Genomic DNA, 18711 nt, shown 5'->3' on the forward strand with positions numbered 1-18711 from the left:
CGCCGAGCATCCGGCCGGGGTCGACTTCGCTGCCGAGCTTGAGCAACTGGAGGAAGGCGTCTGCGGCGATCTGTTCGGTGCTGCGGGGGTCGTCCTGGATTCGTTTGGCCCAGGCGGCACGTTTCTTATCGACGAAGCGCACCCCGCCGCGCCGGGGGCTGGTGAGGGCGTCGTAGGTGGAGAGCACGAACTCGCCGTCTTCGGGGGCGAAGAGGCCGTGCAGACGTATTTTGCCGTCGCGGAGGCGGTAGACGCGCAGGTACCGGTCGTCGTGAGCCTGCTTCTCCCGGGCGGCGATGCCGGCCGTATCGAGGTCGTCGCGCAGCCGCCTCGCCCGGCGGAAGCACTGGTCCGCGTTCAACCCCGCCGACTCCGCGAGCAGGGCGGTCAGGGCGGCGGCCAGCCGGTCTGCTGTCACGGCGGTGTCGATATCGCCCAGGCCCTGACGGATCGACTCGGCGGCGTCGACGGAGAGGGTGCCGGCGGCGACGGCGCGGGCGATCGGCGCCTGCCACGACGCGGGCGACGCAGCGGAGGCCGAGACCCCGGCCGGCCCGGGCATTCCGGCGGGATCGGCGGCACCGGTTCCCGCGGCGGGTGGGAGCTGCTCATCCGGTTGCCGGTCGGCGGCTTCGGTGCGGGCGAGCATCGTGCCGACGGCGACGAGCTTGAACGCCTCATTCTTGCTCGAGCCGGTGAACTTCTGGATCATAGCCTCCGGGGAGAGGAACCCCTGCCGGGCGGCCAGGCCCGAGTGGCCCAGCTCCGGGCGGGAACGACGGGCGATGGTGCCGGCCATCCACGCGGCGCAGGTTTCCAGGAGCTGACGGGCGGTCGCGATGTCACGCTGACCGGCAAGGGCGGCGGCATCTGAAAGGGCCTCATAGTCGGCACTGGAACAGCCCAGACGGGCGACGGCGTCTGCCGCTTGTCTGAGCTGGTCTGCCGGGGTGGTCATAACATGATTTTAGCAAGAATGGAACACAGATGTGAGAGTTTGTCTTGTCTTGTGGACAAGTTTCTCGAAGATTTATCCAGTGGTCTCGACAGGCTCGACCACCGCGCGGCTCGACCACCGGGGCGGCTCGACCACCGCGCGGCTCGACCACCGGGGCGGCTCGACCACCGGGGCGGCTCGACCACCGGTGACTCGGTGTCGCGGCGCAGGGATCGTCGTGCAGGCTGGGATGATGGAGATCAGACCGGCAACACCGCGAGGAGTGTCATGACCGAACACACCCTGGCGCGGCCCGCCCCTGGGCTGAGCCCGTCCGATGCCGCGCGACGGGTCGCACTCGTGCGGATGAAGCGCCTCGCGGTGGGCCTGCTTCTGGTCATGGCCGTCGTCTTCGCCGTGTCGTTTGCGCTTCAGGAGCGCTACCCGTCGCTGCAATACGTGCGTGCGGCGGCTGAGGGCGGCATGGTCGGTGCGCTCGCGGACTGGTTCGCGGTGACGGCTCTGTTCCGTTACCCGCTGGGCCTGCGAATCCCGCACACGAACATCATCGCCAGCCGTAAGGATGAGATCGGCGCGAGCCTGGGCGAATTCGTTGAGACGAACTTCCTCTCCGAGTCCGTCGTGCGGGGCAAGCTCGAGTCGATGGAGCCGGCCAGGCGACTGGGAACCTGGTTGTCATCTTCGGAAAACGCCGGTCGGCTGACCGACGAGGTCGCGGTGGCCGGCACCGGGCTGCTGGAACTGCTCAGCGACGAGGCCATCAAGGATCTGATCGAGTCCGTGGCGCGCGAACATCTCGTTCAGGCCGACTGGGCGCCGCCAATCGGCCGCATCGGTGAACGCCTGCTCGCCTCGGGGCAACAGCACGCCGTCGTCGACCTGCTTCTCGAGCGGGCCGAGGGCTGGCTGCTCGCCCATCCGGAGGCCTTCGGCCGGGCCGTGTCCCAGCGGCTGCCGAGCTGGATGCCCGGATTCGTCGACAAGCTCGTCGACGACAAGGCCCACCGAGAAGTGCTCGCCTTTTTCGCCGCAGTGCGTGCGGATGCCGGGCACCCCCTGCGCGACGCCATCGACCGTTACCTCGTTGGGCTCGTGGGCGATCTGCAGCACGATCCCGTCATGATCACCCGGGTCGAAACCCTCAAACTCGAGCTGCTCGACAGCGCCCGCTTGAGGGAGTTCGCCGGCGAGACCTGGGAGGCGGTGAAAGTCTCGCTGGTCGAGTCCCTGGGTGACCCGGCAAGTGCGCTGCGCGCCGGCATCCGCTCCACCGTAATCGAGGTCGGCGGCCGGTTACTCAGCGATGGTGCCCTCGGCGCCCGGATCGACCGGTGGCTGGCGGATTCGGCCAGCTACCTGGTGCGGAGTTACCGGCACGAGATCGCCGGCGTCATCACCGAGACGGTCGAACGCTGGGACGCGACGGAAACCTCCGAGAAGATCGAACTGCAGGTCGGCAAGGACCTCCAGTTCATCCGCATCAACGGCACGGTCGTCGGCGCCCTCGCCGGACTGGCCATCTTCGCCGCCGCGCAGGCCGCAGTGTCCTTGATCTGAGAATTGCACAGAATCCGGGGCATAGGGGATACTGGGCCAATCCACGCGGCCCCTCGTGGGTCGATCTCCCCAAGAGGAACCCGTGCACGAACTCATCCGCTGGTCGCTGGCGCCGACCGTGCGCGCGTGGGCTCTGGCCGCGGAGCGCGAATTCACGAACATTCCGATGCCGACGGATGCCCCACAGGCGCATGCCGCCGGCATCGACTCCGACCGCATCCTCATTCTCGGCTCCGGTCCGGCGGTCGGCCGTGGGGTGATGAGTCACGATCTGGCCCTGCCGGGTGCCCTCGCTCGCGCGGTCTCCGCCCGCACCGGTCGCGGGGTCGATGTCGACGTCATCGCCCGGTCCCGGATGACGGCGGGCACGGCGCTGGTGGCCCTCGGTAGCTTGAGACTGACCCGGTTCGATGCCGTCGTCCTCACTCTCGGCGTGAATGAGTCCATCACCCTGGCGTCGGAGCGGGGGTGGCGCCTGGAGCTGACCAGGCTGCTGCACCAGCTGATTCGGAGCTCGGCGGGCAGCACCCGGGTTTTCGTGGGAGGGGTGCCGCCCATCCGGTCGATTCCGATCTTCGACAGCCCTCTGGGCAATCTGGCCGACCGTCACGCCAGTGCGCTCAACCGGGTCACGGCCGCGATTTGCGCCGACATTCCGCGCGCCACCTTCGTGCCGTTCGAGGGCGCGCCGCTGCGCGAAACCGGGCGCTACCGCTCGCCCGACGTCTTCACCCACTGGGCGGCACGGCTGGCGGCAGACATGGTGCCGGCTCTGGAAGCCGAGCGATTCGCCCTGACCCAGGAGGTGACCCCGATCGCGGTCACGGATGCCGTCACCCGCGAGGCCATGCGGCAGCACGCGGTCGACCGCCTCGGCATCCTCGACACCGCGCGGGAGGAACGCTACGACCGCATCATCGACCTCGCCCGGGTCATGTTCGGAACCCGTTCGGCAGCGATCACCGTCATCGACCGAGACCGGCAGTGGCACAAAGCCAGGGTGGGCCTCGAGCCCGCGGAGGTTGCCAGGACCAGTTCCTTCTGCACGGTCACGATCCAGAGGCCGGAGCCGATGGTGGTTCCGGATGCCCTGCTCGACGAGCGCTTTCGGGAGAGCCCGCTGGTCGTGGGGATGCCGAATATCCGGTTCTATGCGGGCTTCCCGATCGAGTCGCCGTCAGGGGAACGGATCGGCGCGCTCTGTGTCTTCGACCCGGATCCTCGTCCGGACGGCACGGTCGATGTGGTGCTGCTGCGGGAGCTCGCGCTGATGGTCCAGCGCGAGCTGAGGCATCCGTCGGCGCCGGCCTGAGCCGGGCCTAACCGGGGATCGGGCTCAGGCGGCGGACCGGAGTGCCGTGCCGGGCAGGTCGTGGCGCCGGCGTTCCGCCCGGCCGACCCGCGGGTCTGGTCCCGGGCTCGCGAGGGTATTGTCGGGCACCCGAAGGTCCCGGTCCAGAACCGCGCCGGCCGGGATGCGGGCATTGCGACCGATCCTCGAGTGGCTGCCCAACCGTGCCCCGTTGCCGACGTGCGCGTCCGCGCCCACGTGCACATTCTGGCCGATGAAGACCTTCGAGCCGACGACCGCGCCGTGATCGATCCAGCTGCCCGGGCCGATCCATGACTCGGCGTTGACCTGCGCGCCGCTTTCGACATAGGCGGTGCTCGACACGAACGCGCTCGCGTGCACCCGGGCAGCGGGGGAGACGAGCCCGCGGCCATTGCTGTGCCGCCGGTACTTCTGGATCACTCCGCTGTTGACCTCTACCTCTTCATTCACTCTTTCCACGTGCGACCTCCCTGGTTCGTCGCCGGGCCGTGCCCGTTCTGCTCTGCAGTATGAGCGGGAAACCCGTGCACTCCCCGCATCAACGCTGTATGCCCGCCGGGAATTCCTCAGGGTCGTCGCCACCGACGAACGTCAGGGAGTCGTGATCCGCGGCGGTGTCGGCGAGGAGGCCGGCTCGGCCTGCGGGGGTGCAACCGCCCGGCCGCCCGCAATCGCGGACACCCCGATCGTGATCAGGGCCCCGATGATCAGTGCCGAGGCTTCACCGGGCAATAGGAGGTTCGACTGGGTGCCGATCGTGACCGCGGCGACCGGAACCCCGAGTTGCGCGGACGACAGCAGGCCGAGCGGCAGCGGTAGCCCGAGCAGCCGGGTGGCGGCGTGGGCAAGCACTGCGCCGACCCCCAGCGCCACGCCGAGCAGGATCATCTGTGGTCGGGTCAGGACGTCGAGCAGGGTGAGCGAGGCGCCGAGCCAGACGAAGAAAAGCGGGCCGAGGAACCCGTCGGCCAGGGCGAACAACTGCCGGGCGAGGCGCCTCGGTTCGCCGACGGCGGCAACGGCCAGCCCGAACGAGAATCCGGCAAGCATGATCGACACGTGGCTGAAGACGGCCAGGGCCGCCATCGCGAAGAGGATGGCGAGCTGGATCCTCAGCTCCAGCGCGAACTTCCGGGACTCCGAAAGTCGGTGCAGCCGCAGCCGGGCGCCACTCTTCTCCAGGCGGGAGAGTGCGACGTAGAGCAGCACGGATGCCGCAGCGACCGCGGCCGCGCCGAGCGCGGCCCGGCCGGCGTTGGGCGGGTCGATCGCCAGGGGAAGCGCGACGATCGCGGCGATGTCAGCGAGGGCGACCTGCGCGATCACCTGAAGCACCGAGCCTCCCTTCAGCTTCAGGGAGCCGATGATCGGTAGCACCAGAGCGGCGGAGGAGGACGCGAGCAGCACGATGTAGAGCGGCGCGTGGTTGATCCCGAAGAGCACGGCGATCCCCGCCCCGAGCGCGGTCGCGAGCGCCGCCGTGACCACAGCCCGCACCGCGCCCTTCCCGAGCGCCGAGCGGATCTGACCGTCCCGCACGGGAACGTGAGTTCCGGCGACGAACATGATCAGCGCGAAGCCGACGTCGGCCAGCAGCGTGATCGACGGGTCGGTCGAGTCCACCAGTCGGAGGCCGCTCTGCCCGACGACGATCCCGGCCAGGAGCTGGCCGAGCATGACCGGGAGGCGCCAGCGGCGGGGAATGGCCAGGAGCGGCCCGAGCAGCGCGACGACGGAGATGATCGCCAGGGTCTGGAAGGTCATCTCGGCTGGCTCGGGTGGCTGGCTCGGGTCAGAGGGTCAGGTCGGCCAGCAGCACGGGGATGTCGGCGTTCGGGTTGCTGAGGTAGCTGGCGCAGACCCGGTGGTACCCGGCTGCGACGTGCAGCGGCACCCCGGCAGGCAGATTGCCGCGCACCAGCAGGATCGGCGATAGCCGCACCCCGTCACGAATCAGTTTCAGGTAGGCGGCGACGTGCGGATCGCTGGCATCGAGCACGGGCAGGCCGCTGGCCCGGAGGAGGTCCGTGGCCTTCTGATGTGTGAGCGGTGCCGCCTCCCAGGCGCCGACGGTGGCCTGGACGGCGCCGTCGTTCACGAGCAGGTGCAGGTAGTTCGCCGCCTTCGGGAAATCCTCGGCGTCTGGCTGGTCCAGCCACTTCACTTTTCTGGACATTGCGGCCTCCGTTCGGGGTGCGGACCCGGATGACCACCGGAGGCCGGGGGTCTCCGGCATCCGGTGCCGTCGATCGCGAAAATGTGGGCCCCGTCGGGCTCGAACCGACGACCCAAGGATTAAAAGTCCTTTGCTCTACCAACTGAGCTAGAGGCCCGCGGTTAATAATCTAGCGTGGATTCGCGCAGGGTTTTTCTGGGTACCGTTGAACTGCGTCCCGCGGAGAGTGCGGGACGCACAAGCAGGAGGATGCGATGGCCGACGATTTCCACAAGCCCACCCAGTTCTCCGGCAGCAAGTTCGAGTCGTTCCAGGGCGGCGATGACCCCGCGTCGATCAGTCGGGTCGCCCATGAGACCGCCCACGCTCTCCTCGCCCGGGTGCGGAACGATCCGGATCCCGCCGTCGTCGAGCGGCTGGTCGGGTACACCGACGAGCACGGCATCGACGCCGTCGCCGAGTTGTGGGCGAGTGCGACCCCCCGCAGCCTTCCCGGAGCGCTCTGGCGGATCTACCTGGTGCGGCTGCTGATCCGTCAGGACTCTGCGGGCACGGCCCTTCTCTACCAGCGCGGCACGGAGGTCACCGTGGCGATCGATCCCGTGGTCGCCGGCGTCGCGATCCCCGCGGGACCGGAGGAGATCATCATTCTGGCCGACCAGATCCTCCGTGGGGTGTTCACCGGCGACTTCGCCGTGGCCCTCGATCGTGCGGCGGCCTTCTGCCGGGTTGTCTCGGTCGGCTGCACGAGCCTCGCCGACGACTACGAGACCACCGAGCCGGCGCGCTCGACCGAACTGACCACCCGGGCATTGCGATTCTCGACCACGGCCCAGGAATTCGGTTCCTGCGCCCGCCTGTGGAGAAGCGAATCCCTCGACTGATTCGGCCCTGACCGGGGCTACGTCCCGGGGCGCTGACGTCTTCCGGAACTCGGGAACAAAACATCCGCGGTCGTCGTTTACACTGGATGCTGGTCGGGCCGCAGTAACCCCGGGCTCCAATATTCGCCGCTTTGAGCGGCCTCGCGCCGAGAGGCGTTCTGCGGCCCGGCCTTCACTCTGCGTTCACTTCGCCGTTGATTCGTCTTTCCACCAATCCAGAACGGGTTCGGCGCCGAACCCAAGTCATGGAAAGGGGAAAGACCTGACATGCTGGGTCTCATGACTGCTGAATTCGACTTCGACCTCGAGTCGACGGCTCCTGCCTCGAAGGAGGAACTGCTGGGCCGAGTGGCCCGGGGAGACGAAACGGCCTTTGGAGACCTGTACGACCAGATGGCCCCTCGGGTGCTCGGTCTGGTCAAGCGTCTGCTGGTCGACCACGCGCAGTCGGAGGAAGTCACCCAGGAGATCTTCCTGGAGATCTGGCAGTCGGCGTCGCGGTACGAGGCGCAGCGTGGCGGGGCCTCGACCTGGATCCTGACCATGGCGCACCGGCGCGCGGTCGACCGAATTCGGTCGTCCCAGGCCGGACGTGACCGGGACACAAAGATCGGCATCCGCGACCTTGCGGTGGAGTACGACAATGTGTCCGAAACCGTCGAAACACGAATCGAACATGAAAGGGTGGAGAAGGCGATGTCCAGATTGACCGAACTGCAACGCCAGGCGATCAGCCTCGCGTACTACGGCGGTCTCAGTCACAGCGAAGTCGCCGAACGCCTGCATATCCCGCTCGGCACCGTGAAGACCCGCCTTCGAGACGGCATGATCCGGCTGAGGGACGAATTGGGCGTGGCGTCATGACCGGCACAGGGAACAACCGCGTCGGTGCCGGGGCAGAGAACCCAGGCGAGCTGTCCGGCGCCTACGCGCTCAACGCGCTCGACGCCGATGAGGCTGCCGGCTACGAGGCCCACCTCGCGGAGTCGGAGCAGGCCAGGATCGAGGCCGCCGAACTCAGCGACACCGCCGTGGCCCTCGGCCGCGCCACCGCTCCGGTGCAGCCCTCCGCGGCGCTCAAGGCATCACTGATGGCCAGGCTCGCCTCCACCCCGCAGCTGCCCCCGCTTCCGGCGCCGGTCGCCGCGCCTGCCGTTCGCGCCGTGCCGGTTCCGCCGGATGTCGTCCCGACCATCACCGAGGCATCCGCTGCTCCCGGTGTTGACGCTGCGCCCTCCGGCCGGAACGTTCCCGCGGGCCCCACTCGGGGTGCCGCGTCGGAGCGGGCCAGGCAGCGCTGGTTCCGTGGACCGGTCAGCATCCTCGTCGCCGCGGCCGCGGCCGTCGCGCTCTTCGTGGGCGGCGCCTTCGCCGGCCAGGCGTTCAACGCCGACAAGTTCCAACAGCAGCAGGCTGCGGGGCTGGCCCAGATCAACTCGGCTCCCGATTCCCAGCGGGCCTCGAACGTCACCGCCGACGGTCACACGGCAACCCTGGTCTGGTCAGCCGAACGCGGACTGTCCGCGCTCCTGGTCGACGACCTTCCGGCCCTTCCCTCCGACCGGGACTACCAGCTCTGGTACATCGGCGGCGACGGACCGATTCCGGCCGGCACCTTCGACTCGTCCGGCACCGGAACGGTCTGGCGCGTACTCGACGGGAAGATAACGACCGGCGACGTCATCGGGGTCACTGTCGAGCCGAAGGGCGGCTCCAAGCAGCCGACGACCGACCCTATCGTCGCCATCCAGAGTTCCTGATTCGATCGAAGTAGGCTCGGGGTATGACGCTGCCCTTCACCCTGCTGATCGATCCGGTTCCCGCGGATTCCCCCCGGACCGACTTCGCCGACACCTTCCACGAGATGGAGTCGACCGCGCCGGCGCTGCGGGTGGGGGAGCTGAGCACCCAGCGCGGTGACGGCATCTTCGAAACCCTCAGTGTGGTCAACGGCCACCCTCAGGAGGTCGAGCCGCACATCAGCCGGCTCCGCAACTCGGCGAAGATCTGCGAGCTGCCCGTGCCCAACGCGGCACAGTGGCGCGCGGCGATCGCCTACGCCGTCGACCGGATCCCCGGCGAGGGCGAACTGGCGCTCAAGTTCGTTCTCAGTCGCGGCGTCGAGTCCGGCCCGGCGCCGACGGCATGGCTGCACGCCACTGCGGCGCCGGACTACCGCGCCGTGCGCGAGCAGGGCGTGCGCGTCGTCACCCTCGACCGTGGCTATCCGCGCGGAGTCGCCGAACAGGCGCCCTGGCTGCTGATGGGCGCGAAGACGCTCAGCTACGCCATCAACATGGCCGCGATCCGTGAGGCGAAGCGTCGCGGCGCCGACGACACGATCTTCACCACCCACGACGGCTACGTGATGGAGGGACCCACGTCGAGCGTGATCATCCGGTCCGGCGGCGTCTACGTCACCCCGGCGCCGAGCGGCGCCATCCTGCACGGCACCACTCAGCAGAGCGTGTTCGAGTATCTGGCGGGGAAGGGAGAGAAGACCGAGTACCGGGATGTCACGGTCGACGAGCTCAGACACGCCGAGGCGGTCTGGCTGGTCTCCAGCGTGCGCCTGGCCGTATCCGTCACGTCCATCGACGGCGAGCCCTGTCCGACGGACCCGGGCCTCACCAGCGCCGTGAACGCCTACCTCCTGGCCCGCACCGCCTAACCACACCCGTCCTCCACGCGAGAGTGCACTTTTCGCCCCCTCAACGACTGCGATGGGGCGAAAAGTGCACTCTCGCGGGAGAGAGGGGCGGGGGAGAAAGGGCGGGGGAGAGGGGGCGGTTAGCCGAAGCGGCCGGAGACGTAGTCCTCGGTGGCCTGGATGCTCGGGTTTGAGAAGATCGTCGTGGTGTCGTTGTACTCGATCAGCTTGCCCGGCTTGCCGGTGCCCGCGATGTTGAAGAATCCGGTGCGGTCCGATACCCGGGATGCCTGCTGCATGTTGTGCGTGACGATCACAATCGTGTACTCGGACTTCATGTCCTCGATCAGGTCCTCGATCGCGAGGGTGGAGATCGGGTCGAGGGCCGAGCAGGGCTCGTCCATCAGGATCACGTCCGGCTCCACGGCGATTGCCCGGGCGATACAGAGGCGCTGCTGCTGGCCACCGGAGAGGCTCGAACCCGGCTTGTCCAGGCGGTCCTTGACCTCCTGCCACAGGTTGGCGCCCCGGAGCGACTTCTCGGTCAGGTCGTCGGCATCGGACTTGGCCATCCGGCGGTTGTTCAGCTTCACGCCGGCCAGCACGTTGTCGCCGATCGACATAGTGGGGAACGGGTTCGGGCGCTGGAAGACCATGCCCACCTGGCGGCGCACAAGCACCGGGTCGACACCGGGCCCGTAGAGGTTGTTGCCGTCAATGAGCACCTCGCCCTCGACGTAGGCGCCGGGGATGACCTCGTGCATGCGGTTCAGCGTGCGCAGGAAGGTGGACTTACCGCACCCGCTGGGCCCGATCAGGGCCGTGACGGTGCGAGGCTCGATCGTCAGCGACACGCCTTCGACAGCCAGAAACTTGCTGTAGTAGACGTTGAGGTCGTTGACTTCAATGCGCTTGGACATTCATTCCTTCGAGTTGGAGGCCAGCGGCCGTGTGGTGCCTAGCGGCCGAGCTTGGGGGAGAAGAGTTTGGCGATCAACCTGGCGATGGCGTTGAGCAGCATCACGATCACGATCAGCGTCAGCGCGCCGGCCCAGGCGCGGTCGATGTAGGCCTGGGTATCCGAGCCCTGGTTGGCGTACTGGGTATACACGAACACCGGCAGGGTCATCATCCGGTCGCTGAACAGATCGTAGTTCATGCTCGAGGTGAAGCCGGCGATGATCAGCAACGGCGCGGTTTCGCCGATCACCCGCGAGATGGAGATCATCACTCCCGTGACGATGCCGGCCAGCGAGGTCGGCAGCACGACCTTGAGGATGGTCAACCATTTCGGCACGCCCAGAGCGAATGCGGCCTCCCGAAGTTCGTTCGGCACGAGTTTGAGCATTTCCTCGCTCGAACGCACCACCACGGGGATCATCAGCACGGAGAGGGCGATCGCCCCGCCGAAACCGAACCGCACGCCCGGGTCGTTGAAGATGAGCGCGAACAGCGCGAAGGCGAACAGGCCGGCCACGATCGAGGGGATGCCGGTCATCACGTCGACGAAGAAGGTGATCGCCCGGGCCAGGCGGCCACGCCCGTACTCGGTGAGGTAGATCGCGGACAGCAGCCCGATCGGCACGGAGATCACGGTGGCGAGCCCCGTGACCAGCAGCGTGCCCATGACGGCGTGCAGCGCACCGCCGCCGGCGCCGACGACATTGCGCTGGGAGGAGGTGAAGAACGTTGGGGTGAGGAAGGCCGGGAGCCCATTGATCACCGTTGTGGCGATGAGGGACACGAGCGGGATGAGCGCGATCACGAACGCGGCCGTGACGAGCGCCGTGACCAACCGGTCCTTGGCCTTCCGGCCGCCCTCGACGAAGAAGGAGAGCAGGTAAATCGCGATGCAGTACAGAACCGTGCCGAAGAACAGTGTGCCGGTGATGTTGAAGCTGGAGCCGCCGCCGGAGATCTGCATGATCAGGAAGACCGCGCCGGTCACCAGCCAACTGGCCAGCAGCACGATCGGGGCGGAATGCTTGGGCAGTTTGCCGGCGGTGAGGGAGTTGGTGAGGGGCGCGGCCACGGTGGTGGTGCTCATCAGTTCGCTCCAGAGAAGGCCTTGCGGCGGTTGATGATGAGCCGGGCGATCATGTTCACGGCCAGGGTGATCACGAACAGCACCAGGCCGGTGGCGAGCAGGATGCTCACGCCGGTGCCATGCGCCTCCGGAAAGTTGAGCGCGATGTTCGCGGCGATGGTGGTCGGGTTCTGCGAGGTGAGCAGCTGGAAGATGACTTGCGGGCTGGGCGAGAGCACCATGGCGACGGCCATGGTCTCACCGAGAGCGCGGCCGAGTCCGAGCATGGACGCGGAGATGATGCCGGAGCGGCCGAAGGGCAGCACCGCCATTGCGATCATCTCCCAGCGCGTCGCGCCGAGGGCCAGGGACGCTTCCTCGTAGAGCACGGGAGTCTGCAGGAAGATTTCCCGGCAGATGGCGGTGATGATCGGGAGTACCATCACGGCCAGCACGATGGCCACGGTCAGGACCGTCCGCCCAGTTCCCGACACGGGGCCGGCGAAGAGGGGGATCCAACCGAACCATTCGACCAGGGACGTGTAGAACGGCTGCAGGAGCGGTGCGAGCACGCCGATGCCCCAGAGTCCGAAGACGACCGACGGCACGGCGGCCAGCAGGTCGATGATGTAGCCCAGACCCTGGGAGAGCTTGCGCGGGGCATAGTGCGAGATGAAGAGCGCGATGCCGATGGCCAGGGGAACGGCGATCAGCAGGGCGAGGAACGCGGACCAGAGCGTGCCGAAGGCGAGCGGCCAGACGTAACTCCAGAAATTGGAGAATTCTCCCCTGAAATCGTCGGGGGTGGCGACGAACGCCGGAAGGCTCTGCAGGAGCAGGAACACTGCCACGGCGGCCAGTACGGCGAGGATGAGGCTTCCGGCAACGACTGTGGCGGTGGAGAAGATCCGGTCGCCCATGCGTTGGGGTGCTCGGATGCTGTCACGGGCAACTGCGGTGGTCATGCCGGGAGTCTCCCTGGAGTGGTGAGGAGCGGGAAGGGTGGGACAAGGAGGTTCAAGCCGCTGGCCACAAACCTAAGTGTGCCCGGTTGGGGGTTGGAATGAAAGGCGACCCCGCTACCGGGCGGGTTCAACGAGGTGTTACTTCACGGCCTTGATGACCGCGGCAACCTTGTCGGCCAGGTCGGCGGACAGCGGCGCGGCGCCACCGGCGGAGGCCGCAACGGCCTGGCCTTCGGTGCTGGCCATGTAGCCGACGTAGGCCTTGACGAGCTCGGCCTTGGCGGCATCGGCGTACTCGGTGCAGACGACCGCGTAGCTCACGAGGACCAGCGGGTAGTGCGTCGGGTCCGTGGTGAGGCGGTTGAGCTTGATCGCGAGGTCGCTCGCGTCGCGACCCTCGACGAGGGGCGAGTCGGCGACCACGGCGGCGGCTGCATCGGCCGTGTAGCCGATGAACTTGTCGCCGACCTTGATCTTCGCGACACCGAGCTTGCCGGCCTTGGAGGCGTCGGCGTAGCCGATGGTGCCGGTGCCGTTGGTGACGGCGTCGACGACACCGGAGGTGCCCTTGGCGCCTTCACCGGTCTGGTACGGGAACGGGTCGGCCGGCGACTCGGTCCACACGTCGGGCGCGGTCTGGTTCAGGTAGTCGGTGAAGTTCTTCGTCGTGCCGGAGTCGTCCGAGCGGTGCACGGCGGTGATCGCCGTCGACGGGAGAGTGGCCTTCGGGTTGAGGGCGGCGATGGCCGGGTCGTTCCAGGTGGTGATCTCGCCCTTGAAGACCTTGGCCAGGGTGGCCGAGTCGAAGTTGAGGTCGGTGACGCCCTCGACGTTGAAGACAACGGCGATGGGTGAGATGTAGACGGGGAGGTCGACGGCCGTGCCGGTCGGTGCGCAGGAGCCGAAGGAGCCCGCCAGCTCGTCGTCCTTCAGGTAGGAGTCGCTACCGGCGAAGTCGGAGCCGCCGGCGATGAACGTCGACCGGCCCGCGCCGGAACCGGACGGGTCGTAGTTGACGGTCACGTCGGGGTTGGCGGTCTGGAACGCGGCGATCCAGGCCTCCTGGGCCGAGCCCTGGGCGGACGAGCCTGCGCCGACCAGGGTGCCGGTGAGGGTGCTGGTGGAGTCCGAGGCCGGGGCGCCGGATTCGTTGGCTGCGCAGGAGGAGAGTGCAAGAGCGGCAACGACGGCGATGACCGCGGGTCGGCCAAAACGCGTGAAATTCACAAGGATCCCTTTCGAGGGTTGACTGCTGAATTACTTGGGTGCTGGGTAGAGGCCGGTGCTGGCCACGGTGAGACCATATGCGTCACGATTAACGACACTCCCCCCGGGAGGTGAACGGAAGGTGAACGCGCGCCAACGAGATACCGCTCGCCCGCACGCTGACCGGGCTACGCGGCGGCCGGGTGGGTTTCGATGGCGACGATCCCCGCACTCGGATTGTCAACGGAGAGGTGCACGACCGAGAACGCCCCGGTGTCGAGGCTCGCGGCATCGGCGACGAATGCGTCGAACGTCGTTCCGGTTGCGAGGGCGATTTCATGCAGGATCGCGGGCAGGACCGGGCGGTGGCTGCAGATCACGGCGGACTTGCGCGCGCGCACCCGCTTGCCGATGCCGGAGCGTACGTCGGCGATGCCGTGCTCGTAGGCGTCCTGGCTGAACACGTCGGTGCGTTTGATCTGGATGCCGGTGGCGGCGGACAGCGGGGCCACCGTGGTCACGCAGCGCGTCGCGGTGCTGGAGATGATGCGGCGGGGACGCCAGGCGGCGATGGTCTCGACGAGTCCTGCGGCCTGGCTGACCCCGCGCTCGGTGAGCGGGCGGGTGCTGTCCGGACCGTCCCAGTTGCCGGCTTGCACTGCCTTGCCGTGCCGGAGCGCGATCAGAGCGAAGGTGCTGGTGACCCCGGTGTCGACGAGCTTGGCAAACGCGTCGATGATCTCGACATCTGGCGTGTAGCTCAGGTAGGTCCTGGCCTTCTTGATGGTGACCCATTCGATGGCGGCGACCTCGCCGTTGGGGACGAAGGTCGATTGCTGGATGGCTTCCTGGCTCACCTCGGCGGCCCAGTAGTGCACGATCTTCTCGCGGCCACCCGGCATCGAATAGGTGGAGACCCCCAGTGGTACGCCGAGGGCCAGTGCCAACCCGGTCTCCTCCTCGATTTCCCGCACCGCGGTCTGCGGCAGGGTTTCGCCGGGGTCGACCTTGCCCTTGGGGATGGTCACGTCGCCATGGACCGTGCGATGGATCAGGAGCACATGCATCTTGCCCTCGATCAGGCGCCAGCACACGGCGCCCGCGGCGAAGACCGGCAACTCGGTCATCGTCGACCCGTCGGGCGCTTGCGCAGAGAAATCTGCTGCATGAGCCGGTTCTGCATGTCGTCGAGCGGATGCCCGGCGGCGTCGAGGTGGTGGCGGACCCACTCGCCGGAGCTGTCGAGCCACCACGATGCGGTGCGGTCATCCATCGCCCGGTTGAACAGCGCGTCGATTTCACTGAGATGTTCGGGGTCGACCAGACGCACGAGCGCCTCGACCCTCCGGTCGAGGTTGCGGTGCATCATGTCGGCGCTGCCGATGAACACCTGCGGATCGCCGCCGTTGTGGAACGAGAAGATCCTGGAGTGCTCGAGGTAACGGCCGAGGATGGACCTCACCCGGATGTTCTCGCTCATCCCCGGGACTCCCGGTTTCAGGCTGCAGATCCCGCGAACCCAGATCTCGATCGGCACCCGGGCCTGGCTGGCCCGGTACAGAGCGTCGATGATGGCCTCATCGACCATCGAGTTCACCTTGATTCGGATGCCGGACGGCTTGCCGGCGATCGCGGCCGCCGTCTCATCGGCGATGTTCTTGAGCAGAGCGCGGCGCAGGTGCAGCGGGGCGACCAGCAGACGCTTGAACTTCTTCTCGATGGCGTAGCCGGAGAGCTCGTTGAACAGCCGGGTGAGGTCCTTGCCAACCTGCGGGTCGGTGGTGAGCAGCCCCAGGTCCTCGTAGAGGCGGCTGGTCTTCGGGTTGTAGTTACCCGTGCCGATGTGACTGTAGTGCCGCAGCAGTCCGTCCTCGTTGCGCACGACCAGGGCGAGCTTGCAGTGCGTTTTGAGGCCGACCAGGCCGTAGACGACGTGCACGCCGGCCTTCTCGAGTTTGCGCGCCCAGGAGATGTTCGCCTGCTCGTCGAAGCGGGCCTTGATCTCCACCAGGGCGAGCACCTGCTTGCCTGACTCCGCGGCGTCGATCAACGCCTCGACAATGGGACTGTCCCCAGAGGTGCGGTACAGGGTCTGCTTGATCGCGAGCACGTTCGGGTCGGCGGCGGCCTGTTCCAGGAACGCCTGCACGCTGGTGGCGAAGGACTCGTACGGGTGGTGCAGCAGGATGTCCCGGCGCCGGATGGCACTGAAAATGTCCGGTTGTGCGTTCGGCTCTCCGGCCATCAGCTGCACGGCCGTGGTCGGCACGTGCTTCACGTAGTGCAGGTCCGGACGGTCGATGCGCAGGTCGAACAGCCCGCCGAGGTCGAGCGGAGCCGGCAGCCGGTAGACCTCCTGCTCGGTCACGTCGAGCTCACGAACGAGCAGGCCCAGCGTCACCTCGTCCATGTCCTCGGTGATCTCGAGGCGGATGGGCGGGCCGAAACGGCGCCGCAGCAGTTCCTTCTCGAGAGCCTTGATCAGGTTCTCGGTCTCGTCTTCCTCGATCTCGACGTCTTCGTTGCGCGTCACCCGGAAGACGTGCTGTTCGAGGATGTCCATGCCGGGGAACAGATCGCCGAGGTGGTTGGCGATGAGGTCCTCGAGGGTGATGAAGCGCACGCTCTCGACGTTCTCGCGCCGGTCCACCCGAATGAAGCGCGGCAGCATGGTCGGCACCTTGAGTCGGGCGAACTCCTGCTTGCCGGTCTTCGAGTTGCGCACCCGCACCGCGAGGTTGAGCGACAACCCGGAAATGTACGGGAACGGATGCACCGGGTCGACGGCCAACGGCATCAGTACGGGGAAGATCTGGTTCGAGAAGTAGCCGCGCAGGGACCGGTGGTCGGCCTCATCGAGGGTGTCCCACTTGACGATGTCGATGCCCGCGTCGGAGAGCGCAGGGATCACCAGATCCTGGAACGCGCTGGCGTGCCGGGCCTGAAGCACGTGCGCGGCCGCCGAGATGTCGGAGAGGGCGTCCTGGGGCGCCCGCCCGATGTTGGTGGGAACGGCCAGACCGGTGAGGATGCGCCGTTTGAGACCGGCCACCCGCACCATGAAGAACTCGTCCAGGTTGCTCGCGAAGATGGCGAGGAAGTTGGTGCGCTCGAGCACCGGCAGGTCGGGGTCTTCGGCGAGTTCGAGCACCCGCTGATTGAAGGCGAGCCAGCTCAGCTCGCGGTCGAGGTAGCGGTCCGCCGGCAGGGCAGGGTCGTCCGTGCCGATCAGGGGATAGAAATCGTCATCAAAATCATTGCCAAGACCCGAGTCCGTCGGGATGTTGTCGCCGTCCATCTATCCATCTTGACACTGAGACCGGGGCCGAGGCGACGATCCGGCGTGAACGGATGGCTAACGCGGGTCGCGGCGGTACTGCACGTCAACGGTGTGGTCGGTGAAACCGAGAGAACGGTACAGCCCGACGGGGCCGATGCTGTCCGCCTCCACATAGAGCGCCGCGGTCGTGCAGCCCCTGGCGTGCAGACGTTCGAGGCCCGCCAGCATCAGCCGGCGACCGAGCCCGCGCCCGGCGGCATCCGGGTGCACGCCGACCACATAGATCTCGCCCACGGTGCTGCCGGCCTCGACCTTGAGCCAGTTGTAGCCGAGGACTCGGCCGGTCGCCGGGTCACGGGCGAGCAGGAAATCGCCCGCGTCGAACCAGGGCTCCGCCCGCCTGGCCGCGAGGTCGGTGAGGGTGAGCGCACCCTGCTCCGGATGCTTAGCGAAGACGAGGGCGTTGAGGCCGACCCACTCGGCGTCGTCGGTCCCAGGACGGAAGGCGTCGATCTGCACCTCAGCGCGGCCCGAGTCGTCGGCGGTCGTCGCAGCGAACGCGCCGGCCTCGTCCGCGGGGAGCGGCCGGCGCAGTTGCAACAGGGTGCGGTCGGCGGTGAACCCGAACCGGGCGGCGAGGGCCCGCGCCCCCGGGTGGTCGCCGTGCGACCAGGCGGTCAGCTCCCCGGGCGTGTCGGGCAGCAGTGCGGCGAGCGTGGCGCCGCCGTGGCCGAGTCGGCGGGCGGTCGGTCGCACGACAAGGTCGAGCTCGCCCCGGCCGGTGACCAGGGCGCCGACGTGGCTTCCCGCGTCGGAGAGGAGCAGCGGGGTGCGCCGACCGGCCGACACGTCCAGGAGGGTTTGCTCGTTGAACGGCTGGTAGCCGTCTGCCGTCTCGGCCTGGGCGGCGATGCCGTGGAACTCCGCGGTGAACGCGGCCTCCGACAGGTCAGGCCCGGACCGGATGAATTCCACGGACGCCGTCCTCCTCGCTCACGTTGAAACGGTAACCGACGTTGCGCACCGTGCCGATCAGCGACTCCTGGTCGCCGAGCTTGGCGCGGAGGCGGCGCACGTGCACATCCACCGTGCGGGTGCCGCCGAAGTAGTCGTAGCCCCACACCTCGCTCAGCAGTTGCTCCCGAGTGAAGACCCTCGACGGGTGCGCGGCGAGGAAGCGCAAGAGCTCGAATTCCTTGTAGGTGAGGTCGAGGGACCGGCCATGCACTTTCGCCGAGTAGCTGGCCTCGTCGATGACGACTCCGGCGGCGCGAATGGTGGCGCTCTCCTCCGGGCGGGGGGCGCGACCGACCAGGAGGCGGATGCGGGCATCCACCTCCGCCGGGCCCGCCGCGTCGAGGATGACGTCGTCGACGCCCCAGTCCGCGCTGACCGCGGCGAGCCCGCCCTCGGTGATCACGAGCATGAGCGGAACCGTGTTGCCGGTCGTGCGGAGAATCTGGCAGAGCGATTTGGCGGCGATCAGATTGGTCCTGGCATCGACCAGGACGACCTCGGAGTCGGGCGCGTTGATGAGCTGGTCCGGCTGTGCCGGAATGATGCGTGTGCTGTGCGACAGCAACGCCAGGGCGGGGAGAACCTCACTGTTGACCGCCGAGGTCAGGATCAACAACTGCGCCACGCGCACCCTCCAAGGATTGTGGCCCCATACTAGC

General features: G+C 67.7%; 18 protein-coding genes and 1 tRNA gene. 6 read left to right on the plus strand and 13 right to left on the minus strand.

Going from position 1 to position 18711, the window contains the following annotated elements; translation table 11 throughout:
* Nucleotides 1-958, minus strand: a 958-nt coding sequence (locus QMG61_RS10730) for a DUF222 domain-containing protein (protein ID WP_283494325.1), incomplete at its 3' end; no start/stop codon positions are given.
* 267 nt (nt 959-1225) lie between these two features.
* On the opposite strand from QMG61_RS10730, the gene QMG61_RS10735 reads away from it, so the two are divergent.
* Nucleotides 1226-2515 carry a DUF445 domain-containing protein gene (locus QMG61_RS10735; RefSeq protein ID WP_283494326.1) on the plus strand — a complete coding sequence of 430 codons (1290 nt, stop codon included), beginning with the start codon at nt 1226-1228 and terminating at the stop codon, nt 2513-2515.
* Nucleotides 2516-2597: 82 nt separating this feature from the next.
* Complete coding sequence (locus QMG61_RS10740; protein WP_283494327.1) at nt 2598-3827, plus strand: GDSL-type esterase/lipase family protein; 1230 nt, start codon at nt 2598-2600, stop codon at nt 3825-3827.
* 24 nt (nt 3828-3851) lie between these two features.
* On the opposite strand, the gene QMG61_RS10745 is transcribed toward QMG61_RS10740, so the two are convergent.
* From QMG61_RS10745 to QMG61_RS10760, 4 genes are all read right to left on the minus strand, one after another.
* Nucleotides 3852-4307, minus strand: coding sequence for a hypothetical protein (locus tag QMG61_RS10745; RefSeq protein ID WP_283494328.1), 456 nt, complete (start codon nt 4305-4307; stop codon nt 3852-3854).
* 132 nt (nt 4308-4439) lie between these two features.
* Nucleotides 4440-5612, minus strand: a complete 1173-nt coding sequence (locus QMG61_RS10750) for a cation:proton antiporter (RefSeq protein WP_283494329.1) — start codon at nt 5610-5612, stop codon at nt 4440-4442.
* 28 nt (nt 5613-5640) lie between these two features.
* Nucleotides 5641-6024 carry a hypothetical protein gene (locus QMG61_RS10755; RefSeq protein WP_283494330.1) on the minus strand — a complete coding sequence of 128 codons (384 nt, stop codon included), beginning with the start codon at nt 6022-6024 and terminating at the stop codon, nt 5641-5643.
* Nucleotides 6025-6108: 84 nt separating this feature from the next.
* Nucleotides 6109-6181: transfer RNA gene (locus QMG61_RS10760), tRNA-Lys, on the minus strand.
* 97 nt (nt 6182-6278) lie between these two features.
* Here QMG61_RS10760 and QMG61_RS10765 point away from each other — a divergent pair.
* From QMG61_RS10765 to QMG61_RS10780, 4 genes are all read left to right on the plus strand, one after another.
* Nucleotides 6279-6908, plus strand: a complete 630-nt coding sequence (locus QMG61_RS10765) for a DNA-directed RNA polymerase subunit beta (protein ID WP_283494331.1) — start codon at nt 6279-6281, stop codon at nt 6906-6908.
* A 267-nt stretch (nt 6909-7175) separates the two neighbouring features.
* Entirely contained in the window at nt 7176-7772 is a 597-nt protein-coding gene (locus tag QMG61_RS10770) for a sigma-70 family RNA polymerase sigma factor (protein ID WP_502847032.1), read from the plus strand.
* Nucleotides 7769-8668, plus strand: coding sequence for an anti-sigma factor (locus QMG61_RS10775; protein ID WP_283494333.1), 900 nt, complete (start codon nt 7769-7771; stop codon nt 8666-8668). The genes QMG61_RS10770 and QMG61_RS10775 overlap by 4 nt, the downstream gene beginning before the upstream one ends.
* Before the next feature lie 23 nt (nt 8669-8691).
* Nucleotides 8692-9579, plus strand: coding sequence for an aminodeoxychorismate lyase (locus QMG61_RS10780; RefSeq protein WP_283494334.1), 888 nt, complete (start codon nt 8692-8694; stop codon nt 9577-9579).
* Nucleotides 9580-9698: 119 nt separating this feature from the next.
* On the opposite strand, the gene pstB is transcribed toward QMG61_RS10780, so the two are convergent.
* From pstB to QMG61_RS10820, 8 genes are all read right to left on the minus strand, one after another.
* Nucleotides 9699-10478 carry a phosphate ABC transporter ATP-binding protein PstB gene (gene pstB / locus QMG61_RS10785; RefSeq protein WP_283494335.1) on the minus strand — a complete coding sequence of 260 codons (780 nt, stop codon included), beginning with the start codon at nt 10476-10478 and terminating at the stop codon, nt 9699-9701.
* A gap of 38 nt (nt 10479-10516) precedes the next feature.
* Entirely contained in the window at nt 10517-11605 is a 1089-nt protein-coding gene (gene pstA / locus QMG61_RS10790) for a phosphate ABC transporter permease PstA (protein ID WP_283494336.1), read from the minus strand.
* On the minus strand, nt 11605-12549 hold the full coding sequence (gene pstC / locus QMG61_RS10795) for a phosphate ABC transporter permease subunit PstC (protein ID WP_283494337.1): 945 nt from the start codon (nt 12547-12549) through the stop codon (nt 11605-11607). The genes pstA and pstC overlap by 1 nt, the downstream gene beginning before the upstream one ends.
* A gap of 138 nt (nt 12550-12687) precedes the next feature.
* Nucleotides 12688-13776, minus strand: coding sequence for a phosphate ABC transporter substrate-binding protein PstS (gene pstS / locus QMG61_RS10800; protein WP_283494338.1), 1089 nt, complete (start codon nt 13774-13776; stop codon nt 12688-12690).
* A gap of 167 nt (nt 13777-13943) precedes the next feature.
* Nucleotides 13944-14882, minus strand: coding sequence for an NUDIX hydrolase (locus tag QMG61_RS10805; protein WP_283494339.1), 939 nt, complete (start codon nt 14880-14882; stop codon nt 13944-13946).
* The gene (locus QMG61_RS10810) at nt 14879-17053 is read right to left on the minus strand and encodes an RNA degradosome polyphosphate kinase (protein WP_283494340.1); all 2175 of its coding nucleotides are present in this window, start codon (nt 17051-17053) and stop codon (nt 14879-14881) included. The genes QMG61_RS10805 and QMG61_RS10810 overlap by 4 nt, the downstream gene beginning before the upstream one ends.
* A gap of 57 nt (nt 17054-17110) precedes the next feature.
* On the minus strand, nt 17111-18010 hold the full coding sequence (mshD, locus tag QMG61_RS10815) for a mycothiol synthase (protein WP_283494341.1): 900 nt from the start codon (nt 18008-18010) through the stop codon (nt 17111-17113).
* Nucleotides 17985-18677: a response regulator transcription factor gene (locus tag QMG61_RS10820; RefSeq protein WP_283494342.1), complete on the minus strand. Its 693-nt coding sequence runs from the start codon at nt 18675-18677 to the stop codon at nt 17985-17987. Before QMG61_RS10820 ends, mshD begins: the two co-directional genes overlap by 26 nt.
* Nucleotides 18678-18711 lie beyond the last annotated feature (34 nt).

The sequence above is a fragment of the Cryobacterium sp. PH31-AA6 genome (assembly GCF_030063195.1).
GTDB lineage: Bacteria > Actinomycetota > Actinomycetes > Actinomycetales > Microbacteriaceae > Cryobacterium.